Source organism: Chitinivibrionales bacterium (assembly GCA_014728215.1).
GTDB lineage: Bacteria > Fibrobacterota > Chitinivibrionia > Chitinivibrionales > WJKA01 > WJKA01.
The window spans coordinates 16,870-39,511 of sequence record WJLZ01000068.1; the positions used below are offsets into that span (position 1 = coordinate 16,870).

Sequence of the window (22,642 nt, forward strand, 5' to 3'; positions counted from 1 at the left end):
TATATATCTGCAGGAAAAAATAATGTATTTTGGGAATTGTATACGATTATGCATTTATATTTATTCAATAGATCGTAATTATAATGCTGTAAAAGATTTTCGCCATACGGAGTTTTACAACCCCGCCGGCAGAGAATTAAAATACGGCTTCACCCGAAAATATTGCAATTCTTCTTTTTGGGGATCCAAGAGTTTCGAAATTCCGGCTGTATTTGAACATTTAAGATGTTAAACAATTATACCAGAAATCCCTAAAATATTATTGTCTTTCTGTGGCGCGTATGTTATCATTATTCAAGATTCTATGGATTGTGTTGATTTTTTATCTAATTAAATCACTGCTTTTTTCCAGAAAAGAAAACCGGACCTTTCAGCAAACCGATTCACAAAAGCGAAAATCCAGGCGCTTTGATACCAGCGGGGAAAATATATCGGATGCTGATTTTGAGGAAATAGATTCTTAAGGATCCGGTTGAAGGGTCCACAAGGCTTTTATTCACCCTTGCAAGGAGTTGTCAATGGAGCTTTCGGTCAAGGAACTCGGCAAATTCAAGATAATCAAAGTCGCCGGTCGTGTAGACTGGGAAAATGCCAGGCTGCTCGACAAAGAGATACATCAGATAGTGGACGACGGATTTTGTCATATTGCTTTTAACCTTGATGAAGTTACTTTTATTTGCAGCGGTGGCATCGGGGCCCTGGTGTATAACCTCAATAAAGTTAAAAAGATGGGTGGAGCTATCTATATCATTTCCTCCAATGAATACGTCAATTATATTTTCGAAACACTCAAGTTTGATATCGTTTTTGACGGTTTTCTCTTTGATACCCACGAAAATTTTACCGAACAAGTACTTGAGCAGAATAATTAAATTATATTTCTGTCATGCTACCACCATTACTTTTTGACCCCATATACAAAGAAAAAATCTGGGGCGGCAACAAGCTTGCCCTCCTGCTGAACAAAGATATTTCGCCACAGGCAAAAATCGGCGAATCCTGGGAAATATCGGGATTCGGTAATGACATTTCCCGGGTTGCTGAAGGTCCTTTAATGGGAACATCCCTGAATGACCTGTTCATGCAGCACCGGAATGAGCTGATTGGAGAAATCAATTCATTCGACACCTTTCCTTTGCTGTATAAATTTATCGATGCTCAGGACCAGTTGTCAGTCCAGGTCCACCCCAACGATTTACAGGCACAGTCCAACGGATGGGGTAGTTTCGGAAAAACCGAGTGCTGGTATGTTGCCCATGCAGAACCCGGCACGCAGATGATCGTTGGTTTTAACAGCCCGGTTTCAAGTGAGGAAATTGAAGAAAGCGTGCATAAGGAATCATTGCCCGAGTTGCTGAATTATGTGGATGTTCGGCAGGGTGATGTTCTCTTTATTCCGGCAGGCACTGTTCACGCGACCTTAAAAGGCGCCGTTCTCTTCGAAATCCAGGAAACATCCGACACAACATTCAGGTTTTATGACTGGGGACGCAACGATCCGAACCGTCCTTTGCATATCACCGAATCACTCGGTGTGGTTGATACTTTTTTCCACGATCGTCATAAAATCCCCCCTGTGACTTACAACTGCATAAAAGAGATCAGTTGTCGATATCGTGTTGCATGCCGTTACTTTTCAATGATCGAATATCACTTCGATTCATCGGCCGAATATGTGGTGCCTTCACGAAAATCCTTTCAGGTACTGACGGTGCTTGATGGTAATCCCCGGATTACTTCAGAAGCCGGGCAACAATATTACCGCAAGGGGCAGAATATTCTGATACCGGCCGCCTGTAATAAAACAGTGATTTCTTCAGAGTCAGGTACACGCATTGTGAATACCTGGGTACCCGATTTACGGCATGATGTAATTGAACCGCTGCAGCAGCAGGATGTATCAAATGAAGCTATCAGGCAACTCGGCGGAAACCCCGAACGCAACGATCTTAACGGTCTGATATAACAATCGTTACTCCAGTATCATCTCATCCCGGCAATAAGTACTATTTTCAGGCACTCATTTCGAGCATGCGCTGCAGCGACCCTCGCGCCCTGTCGGCAACTTCCGGAGGTACCGAAACCAGGAGGCCACCTTCTCCTTTGAGTGCCGCAAGAGTTGCATCAAAGCTGCCTTGTCGCATGTTGGGGCAGGTAATCTGATTCGATAATGGAGAGAAGCGTTTTTGAGGATTCCGCTTTTTCAGAGTGTGAATAATTCCGAATTCGGTACCGATTATATATTCGGTATTGTTGTCGACGGCAACAAAATCACACATCTGGCCGGTTGAAAAGACCTTGTCGCAGAGGTCGCGACATTCTTTCGGGGCTTCAGGGTGAATCATGCTGCATGCCTGTGGGTGTTCTTCTTGTGCTGCACGAACCATTGCGGGAGTGATTCTGGCATGAGTAGGACAAAAACCTTCCCACAGGACCATTTCATGGCCGGTCTGTTCCTGGACATAAGAGCCAAGATGCTTGTCGGGAACAAAAATAATGCCTTTTTCCTCAGGAATCTGCCGGACTATTTTCAAGGCATTGGAACTGGTACAGCATATATCGGATTCTGCTTTTACCTCGGCCGGTGAATTTACATAGCAGAGGACCATATAGTCGGGATACTTTTTCTTCAACTCCACAAGTTCAGGTGCGGTGATCATATCGGCCATGGGACAGCCAGCATTAGGCGAGGACAGGACTACTTTTTTTTGGGGGTTGAGGATTGCCGCCGTCTCGGCCATGAAAAGCACACCGCAAAAAACAATAACCTCTGCCTCAATGTTGGATGCCTTTGCACTGAGGCCATAGGAATCACCAACAAAATCGGCAATATCCTGCACTTCACCGGGCTGATAGGTGTGTGCGAGTATTACTGCATTCAAATCATTTTTAAGCCGGAGAATTTCATCGCTGTTTTTTATCATGAGTACACTTTCATATGCATTGGTATAACGTTACCTTACATGGCTATTTCACAAAGGGAGAGAGTTCTCTCAGTCGTTTCACGATTCCGGGCATCACCTCGATAACTTTATCGATTTCCTCTTCGGTCGTATACCTGCTCAGGCTGAATCTGGTCGAACTGTGAGCGAAGGTATAGGGGATCCCCATCGCGCGCATGACATGGGAGGGTTCCAGAGAACCGGTCGTGCAGGCCGAACCTGAAGATGCTGCGATTCCGTGTTCATCGAGCATGAGAAGAATTGCTTCACCCTCAATAAATTCGAAACTGATATTTGTTGTGTTTGGAAGCCGTTTTTCCGGATGGCCGTTGAGTTTTGCTCCGGGGCACTGTTCAAGAAGTGCCTTTTCGAGTTTATCCCGAAGCTTGCTTTCCTGTACGGTTTCTTCCTGCAAGGTGCCGGCGGCAAGTTCACACGCTTTTCCCAATCCGGCTATGTAGGGTACATTTTCGGTGCCGGCGCGCATGCCATCTTCCTGGTGCCCGCCGGTAATCAGGGGCGCCACAGCGGTACCTTCACGTATGTAAATAGCACCAACTCCCTTGGGTGCGTGGAGCTTATGGCCGGAGAGCGCAAGGATGTCAACCGGAATAGCGCTCATGTCGATCGATAGTTTGCCGACAGCCTGTACGGCATCGGTATGAAATGTGCCGCCCTTTGATTTAACATACTCACTCAGTTCCCGTATCGGGAATAATACGCCGGTTTCGTTGTTGGCCCACATTATGCTTACAAGCGTATCTTCATCAATCTGAGCGTGATAAAATTCATCCATATTCAACATGCCGTTCTCATCGACGGATATCTCTTTTACCGAAACGCCTTCTTCACGCAACAAACGGCAGGTGTTGAGCACGGCCGGGTGCTCCACTGCCGAGGTTATAATTCTGGTTTTGGATTTGTGCTTTTTTAAAAAACCTTTCAAAGCCTGGTTATCGCTCTCCGAGCCACAGCTGGTAAAAAATATCTCATCCGGTTTGGCCTTGAGAAGGGAGGCGACCTCCTCACGAGCTCTGTCGACATACTTTCGTACCGAACCACCGAATTTGTGGATACTCGATGGATTTCCAAAATATTCTCCGAAAAAAGGCATCATTGCCTCAACAACTTCAGGGGCCGTCATGGTTGTTGCATTGTTATCAAGATAGATTGTTTTCATTTTTACACCCCCCTCGTATATTCAGTCTCCTGATTCACGATGCATGGTATTTATTCAACACTTTAAATTATTACGAATTATCGGCAGCTTTATCGCGCAGTAAGATATGATAAAATACGTTTCCGGTATCGAGAGGAAAAGGTAAGTCCCGATTCATTCACGATGAGGGCTCGATAAAATCCTGCAACATATACGATGTCCGCAGCACACCGTTGTGATAGTGCAGATATCCCAGCGCACCGACTTTTTCGTTATAGTAATAATAACTCGTTGTGGAATCGGTCGTTTCTTTGTAGAGATAACATGTATAAAAGGACAGGGCTGATGCATCAAGGGGGTGCTGATTACCGCAATAGAATGTTTCGCTGGTCGAAAGAATTTCAAGAGTAACTTCCTCAGAATCTGAGGTAATTTCCGGGTGAAGGGTCCAGGTATCGCCGGTATGGGCCGGATAGGCCAGCCACAGATGGGCAGTATCGTAGAGCTGTATCCGATTGGTGGAATAGTTGTATTCGCCAGTGATATATAATCCCCTGACTGTTACGTTGATATCCCTGTAGACAACATAAAAACCGCTGTCAATCGCTTCCCATTCATATTCATACACATATTCATACGCCGGGTCATCGACATTTTGCAGGGTAAGGGTCTCGAGAACAGTCTTGTTGTTAAGTCCCCACACCGATGGTATTGCAAGATCCAGCTCCCACCGGGAATGCTGGATTTTTCCTGTTGAATCGTAATCGGTATATGAATAAATCCAGTGGTTGCCCGCCTGAAGGGGAATGATACTACTCGTCCGGGGGAGAGGTGGATGCATTGGGGAGTCCATTGCCATATCCGTTTCGACACTGCAGCGGAGAAATATCATGAAGACTGCCATTAGAGCCGGGAGAGCTGTTTTCATATCATTTCCTCAAGGTATTGTGAATGAATGGAACTCTGATCATGAGTGACATATCAAAACCGCCGAAATCATAGGTAAATGGAGTAGGCGAGTTCTTATCGATTGTCTCCGCCGAATCCTGATATTTGTACCGAATTTCAGTCCCGATGTGAGTAAAAGGAGATAAGGAATACTCATAGGCTACGGCGAGAAAGGGCAGAACAAGAGTTCCGGTTTCTTTCTGTTTGCCGGATTGCACCACGTTGTAAAGCTGGTCGCTAAATGTCGAGGAGCACACAAAGTCAATGTACATAAAAGTAAGGCCGGCGTGAAAAGAGATGTCTTTGAGAAGGCCGGAGGTGAATCGATATCCGGAGCCGATTTCGACTGCAGTAAGAGCAAGATCGGTTTCGGTGGTTAATGAATAGGAATAGAGATTATTGTCAAAGGGATTCGCTTTTGAACTAAAGTAGGTATCTTTATCGGAATCCCACATATATGCTGCACCGAAACGAGTATAAATTCCATTGGCAAAAAGCAGTTCTGCGCTCATCGACGGGCGATAAAGACCCATGGGGAAATAAAACCGGGGTGATATACCAAAAGTTGAATAATTTCCAAAAGCATGATTAAGGTCGTCCACAAGGGGGGCGAAATCGGTGAACTGATAGCCGAACAGGCCGATAAGGCTGAAAACAAGGTTGGTTTGTCTGTCTCCTTTAGCGGTGGAGCGGGTGGGCTTGACATGGCGAAAGTGCGCCGGGCGAATTGAGTGAGTCTTTTTTTCCTTTATCGTAACAGCTGCCAGCCGTTTACTACTCCCGCTTCGATTAACTACCTGATATGTTCCGGGGTTAAGTGCGATCATGAACCGGGATCCGGCCTCTTTGGTCAGATCGGCGACAATCGTTCGGTTCTTGTCAAGGATTGTCACCGGGCCCGCCACACCTTCCTCGAGAATAATGCCCTGAGTACGGATATTCAGATCGGCCAGAATGATATCTCCTTCTCCCTGAATTTTGAATTGATATCCCGGATGCTGAATACCAACCGATGATTTGACCGTACTTGCGATGGTATGGTTGTAAGAATAATGATAGGCCTCGTTCAATGTTATTTTGCCGTCCTGCGACAAATCGGCGCATCCTCGGAGGGCATTGAGAAAATGGAAGGTAAAAATTGAGTTCCGGTAATAATCCGATTCCTGGGAATGCTCATTTGCCGATGACGAGTAGAGAATTACCTGTCCCTTTACTTTGCCGTCTTCCTTGAACAGAAAGGGTTCGGCTAATTTACCGCCCTTTGTTCTGGTAAAACCGCCGCTTTGGCATGCATCCAGAATGGCGATTCTGATTGTTCCGGGTACCTGGTCGAGTCGTCTTTTCAGATCAGTCATCGCCAGCCGTTTTTCTCCCATGAGCAGACTGTCGTGGGTGGCATGACCGGAATAGTAAAAGAGGAAAAGATGTTCTTCTGATGCGCTGTCCCACTTTTCCTGAAATGATGATATCGATTGCAGAAGTTCTTTCGGGGAAGAATTATGGAGCATGATAATATTCTGTTTTTTGAAGCCGCAGTAGTCATTAAGAATTGATTGAAATTCTTGCAGATCGTTGTTGACATATTTGAGTGATTCATAGCTATCACCGGCTTCACTGTTACCTGCAAGCACTGCGAAACGTGCTGCAAAGGATGAAAAGCATATCACCAGAGTAAGAAATAATGGCCAGCAAAAATATTTCATTGATCTGTCCCGGCTTTGGTTATTAAAAGCTTTTTTACCCGGGTATCATCGCCTAAGTCGAGATCGATTGAAGAAAAATCTTTTTTCGATGAAAACTGCCGGACAACCCGGTTCCGGATTAACGATACCGAAAGGGGCTTTTCTGAAAAAACAACGATAAATAGTTCCTTTCCTATGTAATCGTCGAGAATAATACTATTGGGCAGTGGCAGGTTTTGTCCTTTTTCCAATTCCACTGACCCGGCACCGTTTTCCGGGTAATAGGTGGTAATCTTTCCCTCTTCATCGATACTGAGCAGGATAAGTTTGTTTTTTGCACCGCATGTATAGGTGAACTGGACCTGTTCACCGGGTGTGAAAATCCGGCTTTTTCGTTCCCTGATTTCGCCCGATTGGGTTTTAACATATACCGCCAGATCGGATTCTCCTTTTGTTCGATACTCAGGACCGGATACGGTGTGCTGAAATATAAGGTACCCGCCCAGAAGAAGCACAAGAGAGGCGGCAAGAGCATACAATGGCCGGGGGAATAATGGCCTGATCTTTGATTCCCTGCCGAAATTCTGATCGCTGGAGGGAAATCGTTCCAAAAATGCCGATTTTTCTGAATCGAGCCGGCGAAGATAATCTGCACAGGAAGGACATTTGGAGCAATGCTTTTGCAGTGTATTCCGGGCCGTTTCAGAACAGTCGTGGGTAAAATAAGCCGTCAGTTCAAGTTTGTCCGGATGATTATTCATTCTGATTGTATCCTTTTAAGTATATGAGGAAGTTTTTTTTTGAAACGGCCTAGGTTCCGTCGAATCGTTGCAGGAGACTGGCCGGTAATTTTCCTGATTTCTTCCTGATTAAAGCCCTCCACATAGGTTAAATAAACAGCATCACGGATATTTTTATTGTATTGACTTAAAACCAGGGTAATAATCTCCTTTTTGCAGAAAAGATCATCAATTTTTTCTGAATCAGATTTCAGAAGTGCTATGTCGGCAGTATCGAATTTTTTCCTGAAACGAAGAACATTGAAACAGTGGTTCTTTGCGGTGTTATAAATCCAGGGAATAACTTTGCTTTTATCACTGATTGTGTGATATTTACTCATAAGCTGCATAAACACCACCTGGAGTGCGTCTTTTGCATCATCTTCTGATTTTAGAATCGCACGACACTGTCCGTAAATAAGAAAACCATACTTTTCGTAGAGCTCTTTGATTTTTGTTGAACTCATGAGCGGATATTCCGGCGATTGCTCCGGTTTTAGAACCGGCCAGTTTTATGATATATTACTTAAAAAGACAAATGAAAATACAAAAATCGCTCAAAAACAGTGAGGAGGTTGAATAATTTATTATTGAGCGGCGTTTTTCTTACTGATCATGAGTGTGGATATTGCAAGAATGGCATTTATGACCAGAAGGGCCAGGAGGATTTTTGTTTTGAAAAAATTCAGCAGCTTATAGATATGTTTGATGTTTTTATTCATCCTGATTGTATATCCGCTCCGGGTAACTCCCATTAAGGTGTCGATAAGTATGAAAAGAACCCACCCGATTGCCATAAAGCATACGATAATGTTGAATCTTCCGCCCTTTTTAAGACTGCTATAGCAAAGCATAGTAAGATCCTTCGGTAATGGTGAATCGACCGGTAATCGGTTATGAATTAAAAATGGTATAAGGCAGCGAGAATGGCAAATGGGATGTATCCATCGGAGTGCAACGATTCCTTTTCAGATTTCTTGAAGATATTTCAACAGCAGAGAGCGCAGACCGGTGTCTTCTTCAAAGGCCAGATGCTTGAAATGAATCTGGTCAAGTATGGCACTCGCCGGTTCTTCACAGTTAAGCAAATATGTTCTGCTGTCTTCATGATCCACGACTTCGGGTGTGCAATGCCGGGGATCAAAAAAGGAGACATAGATACGGCAGGTAAGGGGGCGTAGGGGGTAGATAGTGCAAGCACCATTATCGTCAAGGAGCGGACAGGGGCGTTTCAGCTGGTAATAGCTTGCAAGGAGAAGATCAATCCGGTCATTATCGTCGAGTTCGCCGGCATAGGGAGAATCGGCCAGTTTTTTTTCCACCAGATTGTCGAGATCAACCAGCGCGGCTTCATCATCCCGCAACTGTTCTCTGAGTGCCGGAAGATCATGGTTGCGACTGGTTTTCAGAAAATCGGCAATGATTTCCGCTTCAAAGGAGTAAACATCCTCTACCCAGTGATAACAGCACCAGGCACATCCTTTCGTGCAGGTAATCTTTCGATTGTAGTGCCGGACTATTTCATTCTGATACGTTTCAAACAGATGGAGAGCCTGATTATATTTATCCCTGAAATTTTTATCGAGACTCGAGCGACAATCAAGCGTATAAAGCTCCTTGAGAATCACAACAAGTTTGTCATGAAATGTCTTTGCCGACTGAGGAATTGGAATTGTTGCCGGCGCGCCTATTTTGGCTTTATAAAGTGCACCGGATGGAAATCGGATTGAGTTATTAATAAGCACCATCACGTTCAAAGAGAACAAAAACAGTTTTACCTATAATTTTTAGGTCCTGCCATATACTCCAGGTATCGATATATTTCAGGTCCAGTCTTACTATTTCGTCGAAATCGGTTATTTTATTTCGTCCGCTTACCTGCCACATCCCGGTTATACCGGGTTTAATACTGATTCTCCGATGGTGCCATTTTTCATACTTGCTCACTTCATCGGGGGTTGGCGGCCGGGTTCCGACAAGGGACATTTCGCCACGCATGACATTGATAAACTGGGGAAGTTCATCGATACTCAATTTTCTGATTATTTTCCCGATAGGCGTAATTCGCGGGTCATCTTTGATCTTAAATATTGCACCATTTAATTCGTTTTTATTTTCCAGCTCCTTTTTGCGTTTTTCGGCGTCCATATACATGGTTCTGAATTTGTAAATAATAAACCGTTTGCCGTTTTTACCCACCCGCACCTGTTTGAAAAACACCGGGCCGGGGGATGTCAGTTTGATTATTGCTGCCAGTGGAAGATAGAAAATAACCAGAAAAATAATGCCGATAAGCCCCCCAAGAAAATCAAAGCAACGCTTGAAGATCAACTGGTCCGGGTCGAGTTCAACTGTATGGGAAATAATTGTCGGTCGATCTAAAAACTGATGATACTCCCATCGGGCAAAAGTGGTTGCTCCGGATATATTGAGAAAGACCCGTGCCGGCCGTCCCATCTCTTCACAAATGTGGAGAAAGGGATCTATCCTGAATCCGCCTTTGGTAAAATTACGGGGTATACAGAAAAAAACTTCTTCAACATAGCTGCTTTTGAGCATATTTTCGAATTCGGAAGGTGAGATCCCCAAGTCGACGGTCTGAGCCACACGAAGTCCCCATTCCGAATGGCTCCGGGTTTTATGTATAATCTCGGCGGCATCCCGGCCACGGCCAAAAAGCATCACCGGCGTCAGGTTATGGTTTCTCCGGCGAATGACCGCAACAGCATTTAAAAGAATCAGTTTTTCGGTGGTGATAAGAAGAAAAGAGATCATGACGAATGCTACATAGAGTACCCTGCTGTCAAAAGGGTCGGGCATGATATAAAGAATTGCCGCCCCTAAAATGCCGACTGAGGCAAAAATCATAAATATTCGTGGAACCAGGTTTCGCATCCAGCTGAAATGGAGAATAGAAAAAAGAGAGCGGGTCCAGGCGAAATAGAGATAAAACCCCAGAAGGGCAATGAACATCAGCCAATAATGAAATATGGGAAATAATGGCCTGAATTGAATAACAAGCGTGTGGGCAAGGTAAAAGGCGGCGAGTAAAAGCAGGCAATCAACGGTTGCGATTATCTGCTTTATGAATAAAGAATGTTCTTTGAGCATAAATTTAATCTTCGATTCTGCCCTGTTAGCACCAGGCTTACCATTTCCGCCTTTACGTATCCACGGCAGTGATAATGGTTCACTGCGTAATCAGCGAGAAAAATAAAAATACAGCTTTTTTGATATGAGAGCCAACATTCTTCCTGTTCATTACTACCCGGGAGTAAATTCGAAGGGAAAATTGAACCTCATATCGCCGATGTTTCCGGGGATTTTCTTGAATCGTATTTCTTTTATATAATTTTGAAACGAATTCAGAAAAGCCGGGTTGTTAATCGATGATTTTGTTATGGCTGCCGAAGCCACCCGGCCGTCGGGAGTAACGACAAAATTAACCCATATCTGACCCGATATAGATTCATTTGTTTTCAGTTGTTTTTTATACAATGCCTTTAAATTGGGTATGTGTTTATTAATCGAATCCTTAATGGAGTTTTGACTTCGGTATTTTAAGGCCATTTTTGAATTGGCGCGCTTTTGCCTAACAACCTTTGTTCGTTTTTTGACCGGTTGGGATGTCCTATCGGCCAAAAGCCCTTTAATCATATCCGCTACCCCGGCCATCGAATCGACCGAGATTGTCTCGGTGAGGATAAACTCATTAACAATTGCCGCAATACGGTCCGGGAGTATCAAAACAGATGAAAGCAGTTTGCTAAAAGCTCTGGTATCATTGGCGATATTAATGCTGTCGTTATTCAAGGCCGTATCCTTTACGGTAACCGGAACCGGACTTTTTTTGGTAATAAACCGTACATTTGCTTTTATCAGGGAATCAACCGATGCAAACACTGCCTGGGGATAGAGAAGGCTATCGGCCTTTTTATGAAGTGCTTTTCCTGAAAGGAAGAGGCACCGTGATGGATATGCTTTCCAGTCTTCCCCGGTTTCGAGGGAAAGGCGCTCCGCAAGGTCTTTGACAACAGATGAATAATCGGCAGTGTCGAGTGTTTGTAACTCGGTTTGAGCCAGGGTAAGGCGGCGGGCGGCTGCGGTACCAATTTGAGAAACTGCCATTGATGAATCAAATACGCATTCCTTGGCTTTTCCTAAGCTGATAGTGTCGTTATCAATAATAAAAAGGGGTTCTTTATCGGGATCCTTTTTTCCACATCCGGTAACGACCAGTATGATTAAAAAAGCAAGGATTGAGATGGCATTTTTCCGTATACTCATCAGGGACTTCCTTTTCTAAAATAAAAAAATCCGGGAAATGTAAATGAAACAACCGGTAATCGACAGTGCAATTCTCTTACCGTTTCTCCAGTAATTTTTTCATACCTTTTTCCAGGGTACTAATTACAGAATTGTTTTCGATAATATACCATGGCTTTCCCGATGGAGCATCAAAAAGCATTTCCTGCAAGCGCATTCGTTTTTCGATAGCTGCGGGATCAAGCTTCCCTGAGCTTTCGAGACGATGGCGGCGTATCGAGTGATCAGCGTGAATCCATATTGCTGTGTCGAACCAGCTCTCTATTCCCCAGAGAGGAATGAGCGCTGCATCGCAGATAACATTTCCCTTTCTGTTCTTTTCCAGCTCCGATGCAAGATGCTTAAGCAGTTCCGGATGAACGATGCTATTGAGTAATTTGAGGTTCTGAAGAGACCTGAAAACGTATTCGCCTAATTTATGAAAAATAATTGTATTGTCGCCAATAATGTCTGATCCGAAAGCAGCAACCAGGTCTTTTCTGATTTTTTCATTTCCATTCATGAGTTGTTTCGCGTCATTATCGGCATCAATAACCCGGCATGGAATGTGTTTTTTGAGGATCTGTGCAACGGTTGATTTTCCTGCCCCCATATATCCCGCAACACCGATATGCGCCATATTCAGCTATCCGTAATTCTGTGCTTGCGTATTATTACGCGATTACCTTTTTCATTATAATCCACAAAATCCACATAGTTACGAACTATAAATAAGCCCCGGCCACAGTCTTTTTCAAGGTTTTCGGGCAATGTTGGATCAGGAACGGCGTCGATATCAAATCCTTCACCTTCATCCATAATGGCTACTGTTACATGATGCTTTGTGGTGATGTGGCCTATAGTGACTTTTTTGGTGTGATCTTTTTTGTTGCCGTGATAGATCGCATTGGCAAGGAGTTCGGTCAGGGCAATTTTCATTTTCCGAATGCTGTCGTCGGGGTACCCGAACTCATCCATTTCCTTGAGAATGACAGCAGTGGCCCGATCCATTTCTTCAAAATAGTTGATAAACATCAGATAGACCGGGGCTTTTGGGTCGAAACCCAGTTTGTCTTTTATTTGATTTTTCCGTGATGCGGTTAAAACTTCGATAACGATTGCAGTAAGGTCGTCATCGAGCGCCCGGGTTTGCTGCAAATCATTCAGTTTACTGTCAAAACATTCGACAAGTCCGGCAGGAGAACAATCATCGAGCTTGCGAAGAATTTCTAATTCGAGCCGTTTTCTTCCCTGAAGTTCGTTTTCGCTGTTAAAAAGCGAATAGATCCCGTTACTGAAAAGTACAAGCCAGTCTCCGGGGTTGAGATAGAGAATTTTTTCTTCATAGAGGCCATCTTCGAAGATGCCGATGAAGAGGCCGGAGGTTCCTAATGAAACCAGCTGCCGATCTTCTTTTTTAAAGACAAGGGGAGGTGGATGACCGGCATTGCAGTAGGAGAGTTTGTTGTTATGGAGATCCAGGAAAGCGGCAAAAGCGGTGATAAAATAATCTGCAAGAGCGTGTTGAACGATTTCTTTATTGACCCGCTCGATCAGGCTGCGTGGAGAAGCTACATTCCGGATATGATTGAGAAATGCAAGTTTTGCCATTGAAGCAATTAATGCCGATGAAACGCCATGCCCCGAAACATCAAAAATCAAAAACGCAAGCATGTCCTCGGAAATATGAATGACATCAAACAAATCACCGCCTACTGTGGAGCAGGGATGATAGAGTGAAGCGATATCGATTCCTTCAATTGCCGGAAGGCTGTGGGGAATCATTGCTTCCTGTACTTTTCGTGCAATAAGAAAATCTTTGTCTTCTTTTTCAGGGAGCTTTTCCATTTTCGATGTGGTCGCCTGAGATAGAGATGATATTGGCTTCAAAGAATTTCCCGGCATTGGAGCAAAAATTTCATTTCACTCTGCAATTGATAAAACAGACCTTCCTGATACGTTTACTTGTAAAATGAAGGTCGGCAATAGTAAATTCTATTTGCTTCAGGAGCCGTATTTAATCGAATGCAATTCCTGAAATCCGGTATACCGAATATATTATATATGTTCGACATAAAAATGTCTATTAAATTAGGTGAAAGGAAACCACCAGATGCTGGCTAAGCTTCGCTCTATGGCAGTTTTAGGTATCGATGCCTTTGAAATAGGTATTGAAGCAGATATTACCGATATGATCCCGAGTTTTACAATTGTGGGTCTCCCCGATGGTGCAGTGCGGGAAAGCAGGGAGCGGGTGATGTCTGCGATTAAAAATTGCGGCTATGAATTTCCTGCCCGCAAGGTAACCATTAATATGGCGCCGGCAGATGTTAAAAAGGAAGGATCGGCCTATGATCTGCCTATCGCAATAGGTCTTTTAATGGCGGATAAGCAGGTTGAAATAAAAAACGCCCTTGATTATTGTATTGTAGGGGAGCTTTCTCTTGATGGAACAGTTAAACGGATCAAGGGGATGCTTTCGATGGCGATCTGTGCCCGTGATATGGGAATCAAGGGACTTATTGTTCCCCGGGAATGTGCCGAAGAGGCGGCTGTTGCAGAAGGGCTGGATATCTATCCGGTTGATTCTTTAACCGAGGCATTAAGTTTTCTTGAAGGGTTCCGGGGAAATGAACCCTATAAGACCGATGTACAGGCTTTGTTCAAAAAGGCCCGGAAATATGCCATTGATTTTAAAGATGTAAAAGGTCAGGAGCATATCAAACGAGCGCTTCTGGTTGCTGCAGGCGGGGGGCATAACATCATGATGATCGGGCCTCCGGGATCGGGAAAAACCATGCTTGCCCGCAGGCTTCCGTCAGTTTTGCCCGATCTTACCCTGGATGAGGCCCTGGAGACCACCAAAATCCATTCGGTATCCGGGCATTTGGATGAAAACACGCCCCTTTTGGCAACCCGTCCCTTTCGATCGCCGCACCACACAGTGTCGGATGCCGGTTTGATTGGCGGCGGCTCCTATCCGCGGCCCGGTGAGGTCAGCCTGAGTCATCATGGCGTGCTCTTTCTGGATGAACTTCCGGAGTTTAATAAAAATGTTCTGGAGAATCTTCGCCAGCCCCTCGAGGATGGCAAAGTTACTATTTCCCGTGCCGCAATGTCTCTCTCCTATCCGGCCAAATTTATGCTCGCCGCAGCGTTGAACCCCTGCCCGTGCGGATATTACACCGAACCCCGTCATGAATGTTCATGCACTCAACCTCAAATTCAGAAGTATATGTCGAAAATTTCAGGTCCTCTGATGGACCGGATTGATATCCATGTGGAAGTGCCGGCGTTATCCTATGAAGAACTCTCACGGAAAGAACCGGGAGAAGATTCATTGTCGATGCGAACTCTTGTCGAACAGGCGCGCAAAGTACAGCGTGAACGGTTTAAAAACGAAAAGAAAATATTCTGCAATGCTCACATGGAGTCGAAACACATTCGCAAATACTGCGATCTGGAGCCCGATTCACAAAATCTTCTTAAGAATGCTATTGAGCGTCTGGGGCTTTCCGCCAGAGCCTACGATCGTATCCTCAAGGTGTCACGGACAATTGCGGATCTCGATGGCTCGGAAAATGTGTGTTCTTCCCATCTCGCCGAGGCTATCCAGTATCGAAGCCTGGACAGGAAATTGTGGATGGGGGGATAACCTTAAAGCTCGAAACTCGAAATCCACAATTGCGCATTCCGATGCCGCTTTTTGCTTTCCTGCTATAGCGACACTATCTCACTGGGATTTCCTTTATACGACAGTACTATCGGAATGTTTTCATGCCCGGCTTCTTTCAATGAGCCGAAAATGCAGTCTCGTGCAATGGCTCCTTTGTTTCTTTGCTGACTGATATGGGCCAGTACAATTGCCTCCGGTACTTTTTCCGATGCGTATAGTACTTTTGTCAAAAAGTCGGCACATTCGCTGTTGGAAAGATGTGCTTTTTGGATTCTCTGCTTGAGGAAATAGGGGATGGAATCGTTGAACAGCATGGCCTCATCATGATTGGATTCAATAATAATCAGGTCGGAATTTGAAAAGTATCGAACGGTTTCTTTCGTGGTATTTCCGATATCGGTAGCAATGGTGATTTTCCGTTTTTTTTGTTTTTCAATGAATTCAATGCAGAATCCGCTGCATCCTCCCGATGAATCGTGATGCACCGGAAAGGGGGTAATACTCACCGTCTCCAGTGAAAATGTCTCGAAAGGAAAGGGCTGTAGAGAGGTGCCGGATCCACCTCTCGGGACCCCGGGGATAAAGGGAATTACCGCGTGGTCGCAGTACACGGGGACGTTACTTTTGAAAAGCTTTCGAAGGAAGGCTTTATTTATATGGTCGCTGTGAATATGGGTAACACATGCTCCTTTTAGCGCAGAAAAGGGGATTTTGATGTCGTCGAGCTGTTTCATTGCATAGGAAAAACTGCATCCACAATCGATAATCATTGCGGTATTAGTGTCCCATAAAAGGGTGCAGTTACCGGCGCTGCTTGAGGTCAGGATACGCATGTTCATAGAATAAAAAGATACATAATTTTCATTGTCCAAGGCGTTCCTGAGGCTCCAGGGAATTCCCCAGGACGGGGAGAGGAACAGAAAAACTTCAATCTTCTCTCTAAAAAAAAATTCACGTATAACCTTTTTATTGTTGCAGAATGTATACCACAAATTGTAATTTTGAGAAAGAACACCCAGCATATACCGTCACACGTACTTTCAGAAAGGAAACAAACAAGCTAAAAACAACAACCGCCATTTGTAAAGGTTGTCTTTATAAATAATATGTGTCAATTTTTATGTGAAACCGAAATTCGGTTTCTTATGCACACAGTCAAAGGTTCGAGTGCGTGTTGCATCGATGCTGGTGTATATACATACGAAAAAGTAAGCTCTACAGATTCAGGAGTAGTTGGAGGCCACAGAACGGTCCGGCTGCTCCTTTTTTAATTTAACCCTTTTCAAGGAGGTTTTTTCATGGCCGCCAAAAAAGCAGCAAAAAAGAAGAAAGCTGCGCCGAAAAAGAAGGCTGCTGTAAAGAAAAAAGCTACAAAAAAAGCTGTAAAGAAAGCTGCGAAAAAAGCGCCGGCTAAGAAAAAAGCCAAAAAGGCAGCAAAGAAAAAAGTAAAACGCAAACCTAATGCAGCTTTTATGGCTCCTATGCAGCCAGATGCAGCTTTGGCAGCAGTTGTCGGTTCCAAGCCTATGCCACGGACAGAGATCACAAAGAAGCTCTGGGCCTACATCAAGAAAAAAGGCTTGCAGGACAAGAAAAACAAACGGATGATCAATGCCGATGATAATTTGAAAGCGGTATTCGGCGGGAAAAAGACGGTTAATATGTTTGAAATGACCAAGCTGGTCAATAAACATATTGGGTAGTTTTATTCTTGATCAGTAAGATTACAATGGGGCTCCGGGGTTACATTTCCGGGGCCTTACTTTTTGTTATCGAACGTGGAATTGAGCTGCTGTAGATTTTTTAACTCGTCCTGATTACTGCTTTTTCAGAGGGAACTTGAGTATTTTTCCCTCTCCATTATCCTGCGTACTTTCGGATTGCCGCACTTCACCAAGAATTTTTTTAGTATCAACTTTGACTATACGGATAGCCTTTGTTCGTTGCTCATCTTGAAACAGCCCTTTAGCAACATGGGGCGGTTGAAGCCTGAGGACATTTTCGTGGGGAGGAAATGTTGTCAAGGATATATATTTCATCCATATCCATTTACCCTGGGGTTTGGAATCGAGATCCGGTGAATACTCAAGACAGATATTATATCCCGCAAAACTCCAGTTTGATTCATCACCGGCCGGAGAATCAAGAGGCATTTCCAGAAAACAGAAAACATCATTTTCAAGTGGAAAATCAACAATTTCATTCCCAGGAACATAGCGGGTTGCATACTCGACAATCTGTTCTCGTGTGAGCCCCATTACTTTCTCTCTTTCCGGCTTTTTTTGCATGCCTTGATCGCATCAGCACATTGTTGTCGAAGCGTTGTATATATTGGTTTTAAATCCTGTTTTTCTTCCGACGAGAGAGCTACATATTCACGTTCGAAATCTTCTAAATCCTTGCAAACATCAGCCATATACTGACACCGAGAGGTGTCATTTTCCTGAACATTTTCAATTAGTACGGGAGAACAGGAGAGTAGAAAACAGATAAGAGTCGAAAAGAATAGTGCAATGATCTTATTATCAGCTGTTATGGGCATGGCATATAAATATCTTTAAAAAATTCAAGAATATCTTTAGGAATAACTATAAATTTAAATTGCGAACAGATCGTGTAACAACATTTCACTATTTCTGTTTCTGTTTCCTTTAAAAGCTTCTGTAGAAAACGGGCCTTTAAACAGGTATAGAAAATAGTTGAAGCGGATTACTCGGGGTGATATAATTAGGGCATAAACGATACTTCTTAAAGTCACCGGCCGACCGGGATACGGATTGTTATAGAGTGTCTGCAACAGAATTTGAAATAAAAACAAGTGTAATCAACGGAGTTCCGGTTATCAAAATGACCGGGATGATGAAAGATCAGGATGTACTCCGGTTTTCAAGAGAAATGAGGAGTCTGGTCCGATCCAATTCCTCAGGAATAATTGTTGATGTCAGTGATCTGCACTTTATCGACAGTCATGGACTTGGTATACTGGTTTATTTTCATAGCATGCTTGTAAAAAACAACAGAAGATTGTATGTACTTAATGAAAACAGAGATGAATTGTCATATATCAGTGGGCTTTTTAAAAGCACGCATCTTGATAAAGTTTTAAAGATTGTTAAATCTAAAGTAGAAATATTCCAGGAGCTTTCGTAGTGAGTTACAGGGAGGGATAATTATGTCGGTTGATATTAGGGTTGGAAATGAAAACGGCGTACCGATTTTATCATTGAACGGAAGGGTTCGTGGTGAAGGTGACGAGAAATTGGGCCGGGAATTGGAAGTCGTGCTTGATCAGAAGAGCGATAAGGTAATAGTGGATGTCAGTAACGCCGAGTATATTGACAGCCATGGGTTGGGAGTAATTATTTATTACCATAAAATATTACAGAATAAAAATCGACAACTGATTATTCTGAATAAAAATACCGATCCGGAATCATACATGGCTCGTTTGATAGAAATAACCAACCTCGATAAGGTTCTCAAAGTTGTTGCTTCCCTTGAGAAAGTAACATAACCATTCGGAAAACAGGCATCGAAAAATAATTCAGTTTCATCCTCTACAACTCTCCCGAAAATCTCCCGTTAATAGGACCTGTCAACTGGCGTGATTGGTGCAACGATTAAATCATGGCAGGAGTGCGGATACCCATCAAAAGAAGTCTTAAAGTGCGGAAAAATTTTTTTCATGACGGCCGTTTTAAAAAAAAACAGGAGAAAAAATAAAAAAATATAATTATTTTAATAATAGGCATTAAAGAAAATCTTATATATGAAGGAGGAAGCAGAATGCTGGTTTTAAAAAGATTTGTACTGGTGGCTTTTATAACAAGCCTTGCGGCTGCGCAATGGACATTAGATCTCTCAGGAACCATTATTGATGAAAATGGAGACCCTATTGAAGGCGCAGAAGTGACTGCGCTTGTTCGAGGTGAATCGATTACAACCGGGAGCGATGGCTCTTTTGAAGCAACCGGCATAATCAATAGAAAACCACTGACTTTCAATAAATACAATGCCCGTCTCAACAACGGTATTATCCGTTTTGACCTCGAAAAAAATGCCCTGGTAACCGTGGGGCTTTATACCCTTAAGGGGCAGTCTATTAAATTTATAAATAAGGGCGTACTTCCCAGGGGTACCCATTCAATAGTTTTGAATAAAAGGATGTTGCCGACTCAACTCTATGTTCTGAAAATGCGTGTGGGGAATGACATTCATTGTACCAGATTTATCAATGGAAGAAAACTGGGTTTTGAGAACGGCTTAAAATCCGGAGCTGCGCCACAAAAACGATCACTGGCAAAAAAAGGAATATGGATTGATACACTTGAAATTACCCATAGCAATTATGAGACAAAGCGAGTACCCGTTGCCGATTACAATACCAACATTACGGTAACCCTTTTGGCCGAGGGGAGTGCAAAGCCGCAAATAACCGCACCTACGGATATCCTTGCCTATGCCTATGAAAAAATCACTTTTGATGTTGAAGCAACAGACCCAAATGGCGGGGATATTACTTTGAGTATGAATAATGCTCCCGGGAGTGCAATGTTAAACAACAGCACATTTTCATGGCAGACATCGGTGAGCGATACCGGGACCTATGAAGTATCCATAGAAGCTGATAATGGAAGCGAAACCTCTCTTCAAACGGTTAATATCAATGTGGTTTACGAAACTGTGACAGATACTTGTAAGCGAATAAAAGTTCTCCGCCCAAACGGCGGTGAAGTCTTTCGGGTCGGCGATACCATGACCATTGTCTGGGTCGCCCATGAAGAAGGTATTTATCGCGGGGTCAGAGTTTCGGTATCACCCGATATGGGGATGACCGACTTGTTCTCCTTTAATGAAGATGAGGGCATTAAGAACGATAACTCGGAGTATTATACCGGCAATCTCGGCGTATTTCATTGGGAAGTTGCTTCCAGCTGGTTAGGACCCTATTTTCCTGTCAGCATGATTTCGGATGAATGTGTCGTTAATATTTACGGCGATTATGAAAAGGAACGGCTCAATGCCACGGGGGAATGTGACGGTCCTTCATCAAGTATAGCTCAGGATTATTCCGATGCTCCCTTTTCAATTATCGACACAGCAACAACCCCGTAAAGCTTTTCTAAAAATATTTACTGAAGGACGGCTTCTCCGGTTTAACACTGGTGAAGCCGTTTCTTTTATGGGGCATCAATTTCAATTGGTCATGGCCTGTTTATTATTTTTAGTAACACCAATAGTTAATGGAGCATAAAAAGCAATGCAACAGATGGATATTCTTTCATGTCGAACCAAATGAATGAAAACTACGATCATCTTCAGACCCGGATAGCAGCCGCTTGTAAAAGAGTAGACCGCTCTCCCGATTCAGTCCGTTTGATTGTCGTAACAAAGACCCATCCGGTAGAGACTGTTCAATCGGTGATTGATCTGGGTATTACCGATATCGGTGAAAACAGGGTACAGGAAATTGTACATAAGGAGCCGCATTTGACCGGAGAGTATACCCTTCATATGGTAGGGCATCTTCAAACCAATAAAGTGAATAAAGTTTTGCCCCATATTCGATGGATTCATTCAATTGACCGGGAAAAGCTTGTAAATGCGATTGAATCAGCCCAAAAGGAGTCCTCGGAAACAATCAATGCTCTTGTTCAGGTAAATACATCAGGTGAAAGCTCGAAATATGGATGTTCACCCGATAAATGTCTCGGGTTGTGCGAACGTGTTTGTGCCAGTGGCGCCCTGCAATTCAGGGGGCTCATGACTATCGGGCCCCTCGGGGGAGGCGAGGCCGGCGCACGAAAGTCTTTTGAAATGCTTCGTAACCTTGGGGAAAAATGCCGGGGATTAACCAATTCTCTTGAACTCTCCATGGGCATGAGTGACGATTTTGAATGGGCGATTGAAGAAGGCGCAACCATGATTCGGGTAGGAAGTTTACTCTTAGGAAGGCGATCTCAATAAAATGCAATTAGTACTTTTTTTAATCAGAATTTATGAAATTATCCTGATAATACGAATAGTTATGTCCTGGATGCATGTCGACCCCTATCATCCGGCGGCACGATTTATTCACAATGTAACAGAGCCGGTGCTCGAACCGATTCGACGAATCCTGCCGACAAACAGCATAGGAATAGACTTTTCCCCGTTGGTCGTATTTCTAATAATTTCGATTTTACGGCGGATACTGTTTCAACCGGTGTATTTTTAGCTGTATCGGCACAATCACTTATCAAAGAGGTTTCTATGCGCATTTCTCCGCTGGACATTCGAAAACAGCCCTTTCGTAAAACGGTAATGGGGTTTGATCCTGATGAGGTAAACAGCTTTCTGGAAATGGTTGCAAATGAGTTTGAATCGGTAATCAAACAGAATAATGAGTTGGCCACCCAGGCAAAGATATCCGCAGAAAAGCTGGAAGACTATACGAAAATTGAGAAGACGCTGAACCAGACACTCCTTACTGCACAGAGGGCGACTGATGAAGCCCGGGTAAATGCCCAGAAGGAATCTGAGCTGATAATTAAAGATGCTCAGATTCGCGCTAATTCCTATGAAGATGAAGCCCGGCAGCGGGTACATAAGCTTGAAAATGACCTGATAACCCTGAAAAATCAGCGAGATCATTTTCTTTCACGCTTTAAAGCGGTCCTGAAAACTCAGCTTGATCTGTTGGAAACTATTTCCGGCGAGCTGAAGGGGTTGGATTCTCAAGGACAGTCGGAAAAGTTTGAAGATGAAACCATGGATGAGGTTCCTTCACAACCGGATCTTACCGGCGATGATGATGATATCGACGAGATCGTTGTTTGAGGACTCTGGGGCCTGAATATGGACAGTGATTCGTCTGCGGCATGCTTGCTGGAGGTGTTCCTCAAGCCCAAAGCAAAAAACAATAAAATTGTTGCCCTTGACGATAGTCGAGTAACTATTGCAGTTACCGCACCGCCGGTTGATAATAAAGCAAATGCTGCGCTGATAAAATTTATTGCGGATCAGCTCGGTATCCGTAAGTCGGCCTGCACCATTGTCAAGGGATACCGTTCCCGGAATAAAGTGGTGACGATTATCGATATGCCGCAAGAGACTGTTTTTGCAAGACTCAGAAACCGGATTGCGTAATCTGCGGTAGATAATTCGACTCT

25 protein-coding genes are annotated in these 22,642 nt (G+C 43.8%); 11 read left to right on the forward strand and 14 right to left on the reverse strand.

Translation table 11 applies throughout. From position 1 onward, the window contains the following. Positions 1 to 518: 518 nt before the first annotated feature. Together GF401_04440 and GF401_04445 are read left to right on the forward strand one after the other, a co-directional pair. Positions 519 to 872, forward strand: a complete 354-nt coding sequence (locus GF401_04440; GenBank protein ID MBD3344293.1) for an STAS domain-containing protein — start codon at positions 519 to 521, stop codon at positions 870 to 872. A 14-nt stretch (positions 873 to 886) separates the two neighbouring features. Next, positions 887 to 1,966 carry a mannose-6-phosphate isomerase gene (locus GF401_04445; protein ID MBD3344294.1) on the forward strand — a complete coding sequence of 360 codons (1,080 nt, stop codon included), beginning with the start codon at positions 887 to 889 and terminating at the stop codon, positions 1,964 to 1,966. Between the two features lie 46 nt (positions 1,967 to 2,012). Here the strand turns inward: GF401_04445 and nadA are convergent, their stop codons facing one another. The 12 genes from nadA to GF401_04505 all read right to left on the reverse strand — a co-directional run bounded on the left by nadA (position 2,013) and on the right by GF401_04505 (position 13,720). Further along, the gene (gene nadA, locus GF401_04450) at positions 2,013 to 2,924 is read right to left on the reverse strand and encodes a quinolinate synthase NadA (GenBank protein MBD3344295.1); all 912 of its coding nucleotides are present in this window, start codon (positions 2,922 to 2,924) and stop codon (positions 2,013 to 2,015) included. A 43-nt stretch (positions 2,925 to 2,967) separates the two neighbouring features. Then, complete coding sequence (gene nifS, locus GF401_04455) at positions 2,968 to 4,122, reverse strand: cysteine desulfurase NifS (GenBank protein MBD3344296.1); 1,155 nt, start codon at positions 4,120 to 4,122, stop codon at positions 2,968 to 2,970. Positions 4,123 to 4,279: 157 nt separating this feature from the next. Beyond that, entirely contained in the window at positions 4,280 to 5,029 is a 750-nt protein-coding gene (locus GF401_04460) for a hypothetical protein (GenBank protein MBD3344297.1), read from the reverse strand. Position 5,030: 1 nt separating this feature from the next. Beyond that, positions 5,031 to 6,752, reverse strand: a complete 1,722-nt coding sequence (locus GF401_04465) for a hypothetical protein (GenBank protein ID MBD3344298.1) — start codon at positions 6,750 to 6,752, stop codon at positions 5,031 to 5,033. Further along, positions 6,749 to 7,492, reverse strand: coding sequence for a DUF4384 domain-containing protein (locus GF401_04470; protein ID MBD3344299.1), 744 nt, complete (start codon positions 7,490 to 7,492; stop codon positions 6,749 to 6,751). The genes GF401_04465 and GF401_04470 overlap by 4 nt, the downstream gene beginning before the upstream one ends. Next, on the reverse strand, positions 7,489 to 7,977 hold the full coding sequence (locus GF401_04475; protein ID MBD3344300.1) for a sigma-70 family RNA polymerase sigma factor: 489 nt from the start codon (positions 7,975 to 7,977) through the stop codon (positions 7,489 to 7,491). The genes GF401_04470 and GF401_04475 overlap by 4 nt, the downstream gene beginning before the upstream one ends. A gap of 120 nt (positions 7,978 to 8,097) precedes the next feature. Then, positions 8,098 to 8,364 carry a hypothetical protein gene (locus GF401_04480; GenBank protein MBD3344301.1) on the reverse strand — a complete coding sequence of 89 codons (267 nt, stop codon included), beginning with the start codon at positions 8,362 to 8,364 and terminating at the stop codon, positions 8,098 to 8,100. A 114-nt stretch (positions 8,365 to 8,478) separates the two neighbouring features. After that, entirely contained in the window at positions 8,479 to 9,276 is a 798-nt protein-coding gene (locus GF401_04485) for a hypothetical protein (GenBank protein ID MBD3344302.1), read from the reverse strand. Then, positions 9,245 to 10,621 carry an exopolysaccharide biosynthesis polyprenyl glycosylphosphotransferase gene (locus GF401_04490; GenBank protein MBD3344303.1) on the reverse strand — a complete coding sequence of 459 codons (1,377 nt, stop codon included), beginning with the start codon at positions 10,619 to 10,621 and terminating at the stop codon, positions 9,245 to 9,247. The genes GF401_04485 and GF401_04490 overlap by 32 nt, the downstream gene beginning before the upstream one ends. A gap of 153 nt (positions 10,622 to 10,774) precedes the next feature. Continuing rightward, positions 10,775 to 11,797, reverse strand: a complete 1,023-nt coding sequence (locus tag GF401_04495) for a TonB family protein (GenBank protein MBD3344304.1) — start codon at positions 11,795 to 11,797, stop codon at positions 10,775 to 10,777. A gap of 76 nt (positions 11,798 to 11,873) precedes the next feature. Then, positions 11,874 to 12,455: a dephospho-CoA kinase gene (gene coaE / locus GF401_04500; protein MBD3344305.1), complete on the reverse strand. Its 582-nt coding sequence runs from the start codon at positions 12,453 to 12,455 to the stop codon at positions 11,874 to 11,876. 2 nt (positions 12,456 to 12,457) lie between these two features. Further along, a complete protein-coding gene (locus GF401_04505) occupies positions 12,458 to 13,720 on the reverse strand; it encodes a SpoIIE family protein phosphatase (protein MBD3344306.1) in 1,263 nt (420 codons plus the stop codon). A 208-nt stretch (positions 13,721 to 13,928) separates the two neighbouring features. Between GF401_04505 and GF401_04510 the strand changes: the two genes are divergently transcribed. Continuing rightward, complete coding sequence (locus GF401_04510) at positions 13,929 to 15,470, forward strand: YifB family Mg chelatase-like AAA ATPase (protein MBD3344307.1); 1,542 nt, start codon at positions 13,929 to 13,931, stop codon at positions 15,468 to 15,470. 62 nt (positions 15,471 to 15,532) lie between these two features. Here GF401_04510 and GF401_04515 read toward each other — a convergent pair whose 3' ends face one another. Next, on the reverse strand, positions 15,533 to 16,513 hold the full coding sequence (locus GF401_04515; GenBank protein ID MBD3344308.1) for an MBL fold metallo-hydrolase: 981 nt from the start codon (positions 16,511 to 16,513) through the stop codon (positions 15,533 to 15,535). 276 nt (positions 16,514 to 16,789) lie between these two features. On the opposite strand from GF401_04515, the gene GF401_04520 reads away from it, so the two are divergent. Beyond that, positions 16,790 to 17,194, forward strand: coding sequence for a hypothetical protein (locus GF401_04520; GenBank protein MBD3344309.1), 405 nt, complete (start codon positions 16,790 to 16,792; stop codon positions 17,192 to 17,194). A 114-nt stretch (positions 17,195 to 17,308) separates the two neighbouring features. On the opposite strand, the gene GF401_04525 is transcribed toward GF401_04520, so the two are convergent. Further along, a complete protein-coding gene (locus tag GF401_04525) occupies positions 17,309 to 17,749 on the reverse strand; it encodes a hypothetical protein (protein MBD3344310.1) in 441 nt (146 codons plus the stop codon). A 529-nt stretch (positions 17,750 to 18,278) separates the two neighbouring features. Here GF401_04525 and GF401_04530 point away from each other — a divergent pair. The 7 genes from GF401_04530 to GF401_04560 all read left to right on the forward strand — a co-directional run bounded on the left by GF401_04530 (position 18,279) and on the right by GF401_04560 (position 22,619). Next, complete coding sequence (locus GF401_04530; GenBank protein MBD3344311.1) at positions 18,279 to 18,641, forward strand: STAS domain-containing protein; 363 nt, start codon at positions 18,279 to 18,281, stop codon at positions 18,639 to 18,641. A 22-nt stretch (positions 18,642 to 18,663) separates the two neighbouring features. Further along, positions 18,664 to 19,005, forward strand: coding sequence for an anti-sigma factor antagonist (locus tag GF401_04535; GenBank protein MBD3344312.1), 342 nt, complete (start codon positions 18,664 to 18,666; stop codon positions 19,003 to 19,005). Between the two features lie 272 nt (positions 19,006 to 19,277). Further along, a complete protein-coding gene (locus GF401_04540) occupies positions 19,278 to 20,606 on the forward strand; it encodes a hypothetical protein (GenBank protein MBD3344313.1) in 1,329 nt (442 codons plus the stop codon). A 168-nt stretch (positions 20,607 to 20,774) separates the two neighbouring features. Then, on the forward strand, positions 20,775 to 21,458 hold the full coding sequence (locus GF401_04545) for a YggS family pyridoxal phosphate-dependent enzyme (GenBank protein ID MBD3344314.1): 684 nt from the start codon (positions 20,775 to 20,777) through the stop codon (positions 21,456 to 21,458). Position 21,459: 1 nt separating this feature from the next. Further along, the gene (locus GF401_04550) at positions 21,460 to 21,708 is read left to right on the forward strand and encodes a YggT family protein (protein MBD3344315.1); all 249 of its coding nucleotides are present in this window, start codon (positions 21,460 to 21,462) and stop codon (positions 21,706 to 21,708) included. 35 nt (positions 21,709 to 21,743) lie between these two features. Continuing rightward, on the forward strand, positions 21,744 to 22,310 hold the full coding sequence (locus GF401_04555) for a DivIVA domain-containing protein (GenBank protein MBD3344316.1): 567 nt from the start codon (positions 21,744 to 21,746) through the stop codon (positions 22,308 to 22,310). Positions 22,311 to 22,328: 18 nt separating this feature from the next. Continuing rightward, positions 22,329 to 22,619, forward strand: a complete 291-nt coding sequence (locus tag GF401_04560; protein ID MBD3344317.1) for a YggU family protein — start codon at positions 22,329 to 22,331, stop codon at positions 22,617 to 22,619. Positions 22,620 to 22,642: the final 23 nt, after the last annotated feature.

Bases quoted from the DNA above. Each gene is read 5' to 3' on its own strand.
- GF401_04440 (MBD3344293.1), top strand. From the start codon at position 519: ATGGAGCTTTCGGTCAAGGAACTCGGCAAATTCAAGATAATCAAAGTC.
- GF401_04445 (MBD3344294.1), top strand. From the start codon at position 887: ATGCTACCACCATTACTTTTTGACCCCATATACAAAGAAAAAATCTGG.
- nadA (MBD3344295.1), bottom strand. From the start codon at position 2,924: ATGATAAAAAACAGCGATGAAATTCTCCGGCTTAAAAATGATTTGAAT.
- nifS (MBD3344296.1), bottom strand. From the start codon at position 4,122: ATGAAAACAATCTATCTTGATAACAATGCAACAACCATGACGGCCCCT.
- GF401_04460 (MBD3344297.1), bottom strand. From the start codon at position 5,029: ATGAAAACAGCTCTCCCGGCTCTAATGGCAGTCTTCATGATATTTCTC.
- GF401_04465 (MBD3344298.1), bottom strand. From the start codon at position 6,752: ATGAAATATTTTTGCTGGCCATTATTTCTTACTCTGGTGATATGCTTT.
- GF401_04470 (MBD3344299.1), bottom strand. From the start codon at position 7,492: ATGAATAATCATCCGGACAAACTTGAACTGACGGCTTATTTTACCCAC.
- GF401_04475 (MBD3344300.1), bottom strand. From the start codon at position 7,977: ATGAGTTCAACAAAAATCAAAGAGCTCTACGAAAAGTATGGTTTTCTT.
- GF401_04480 (MBD3344301.1), bottom strand. From the start codon at position 8,364: ATGCTTTGCTATAGCAGTCTTAAAAAGGGCGGAAGATTCAACATTATC.
- GF401_04490 (MBD3344303.1), bottom strand. From the start codon at position 10,621: ATGCTCAAAGAACATTCTTTATTCATAAAGCAGATAATCGCAACCGTT.
- GF401_04495 (MBD3344304.1), bottom strand. From the start codon at position 11,797: ATGAGTATACGGAAAAATGCCATCTCAATCCTTGCTTTTTTAATCATA.
- coaE (MBD3344305.1), bottom strand. From the start codon at position 12,455: ATGGCGCATATCGGTGTTGCGGGATATATGGGGGCAGGAAAATCAACC.
- GF401_04505 (MBD3344306.1), bottom strand. From the start codon at position 13,720: ATGCCGGGAAATTCTTTGAAGCCAATATCATCTCTATCTCAGGCGACC.
- GF401_04510 (MBD3344307.1), top strand. From the start codon at position 13,929: ATGCTGGCTAAGCTTCGCTCTATGGCAGTTTTAGGTATCGATGCCTTT.
- GF401_04515 (MBD3344308.1), bottom strand. From the start codon at position 16,513: ATGCTGGGTGTTCTTTCTCAAAATTACAATTTGTGGTATACATTCTGC.
- GF401_04520 (MBD3344309.1), top strand. From the start codon at position 16,790: ATGGCCGCCAAAAAAGCAGCAAAAAAGAAGAAAGCTGCGCCGAAAAAG.
- GF401_04525 (MBD3344310.1), bottom strand. From the start codon at position 17,749: ATGGGGCTCACACGAGAACAGATTGTCGAGTATGCAACCCGCTATGTT.
- GF401_04535 (MBD3344312.1), top strand. From the start codon at position 18,664: ATGTCGGTTGATATTAGGGTTGGAAATGAAAACGGCGTACCGATTTTA.
- GF401_04540 (MBD3344313.1), top strand. From the start codon at position 19,278: ATGCTGGTTTTAAAAAGATTTGTACTGGTGGCTTTTATAACAAGCCTT.
- GF401_04545 (MBD3344314.1), top strand. From the start codon at position 20,775: ATGTCGAACCAAATGAATGAAAACTACGATCATCTTCAGACCCGGATA.
- GF401_04550 (MBD3344315.1), top strand. From the start codon at position 21,460: ATGCAATTAGTACTTTTTTTAATCAGAATTTATGAAATTATCCTGATA.
- GF401_04555 (MBD3344316.1), top strand. From the start codon at position 21,744: ATGCGCATTTCTCCGCTGGACATTCGAAAACAGCCCTTTCGTAAAACG.
- GF401_04560 (MBD3344317.1), top strand. From the start codon at position 22,329: ATGGACAGTGATTCGTCTGCGGCATGCTTGCTGGAGGTGTTCCTCAAG.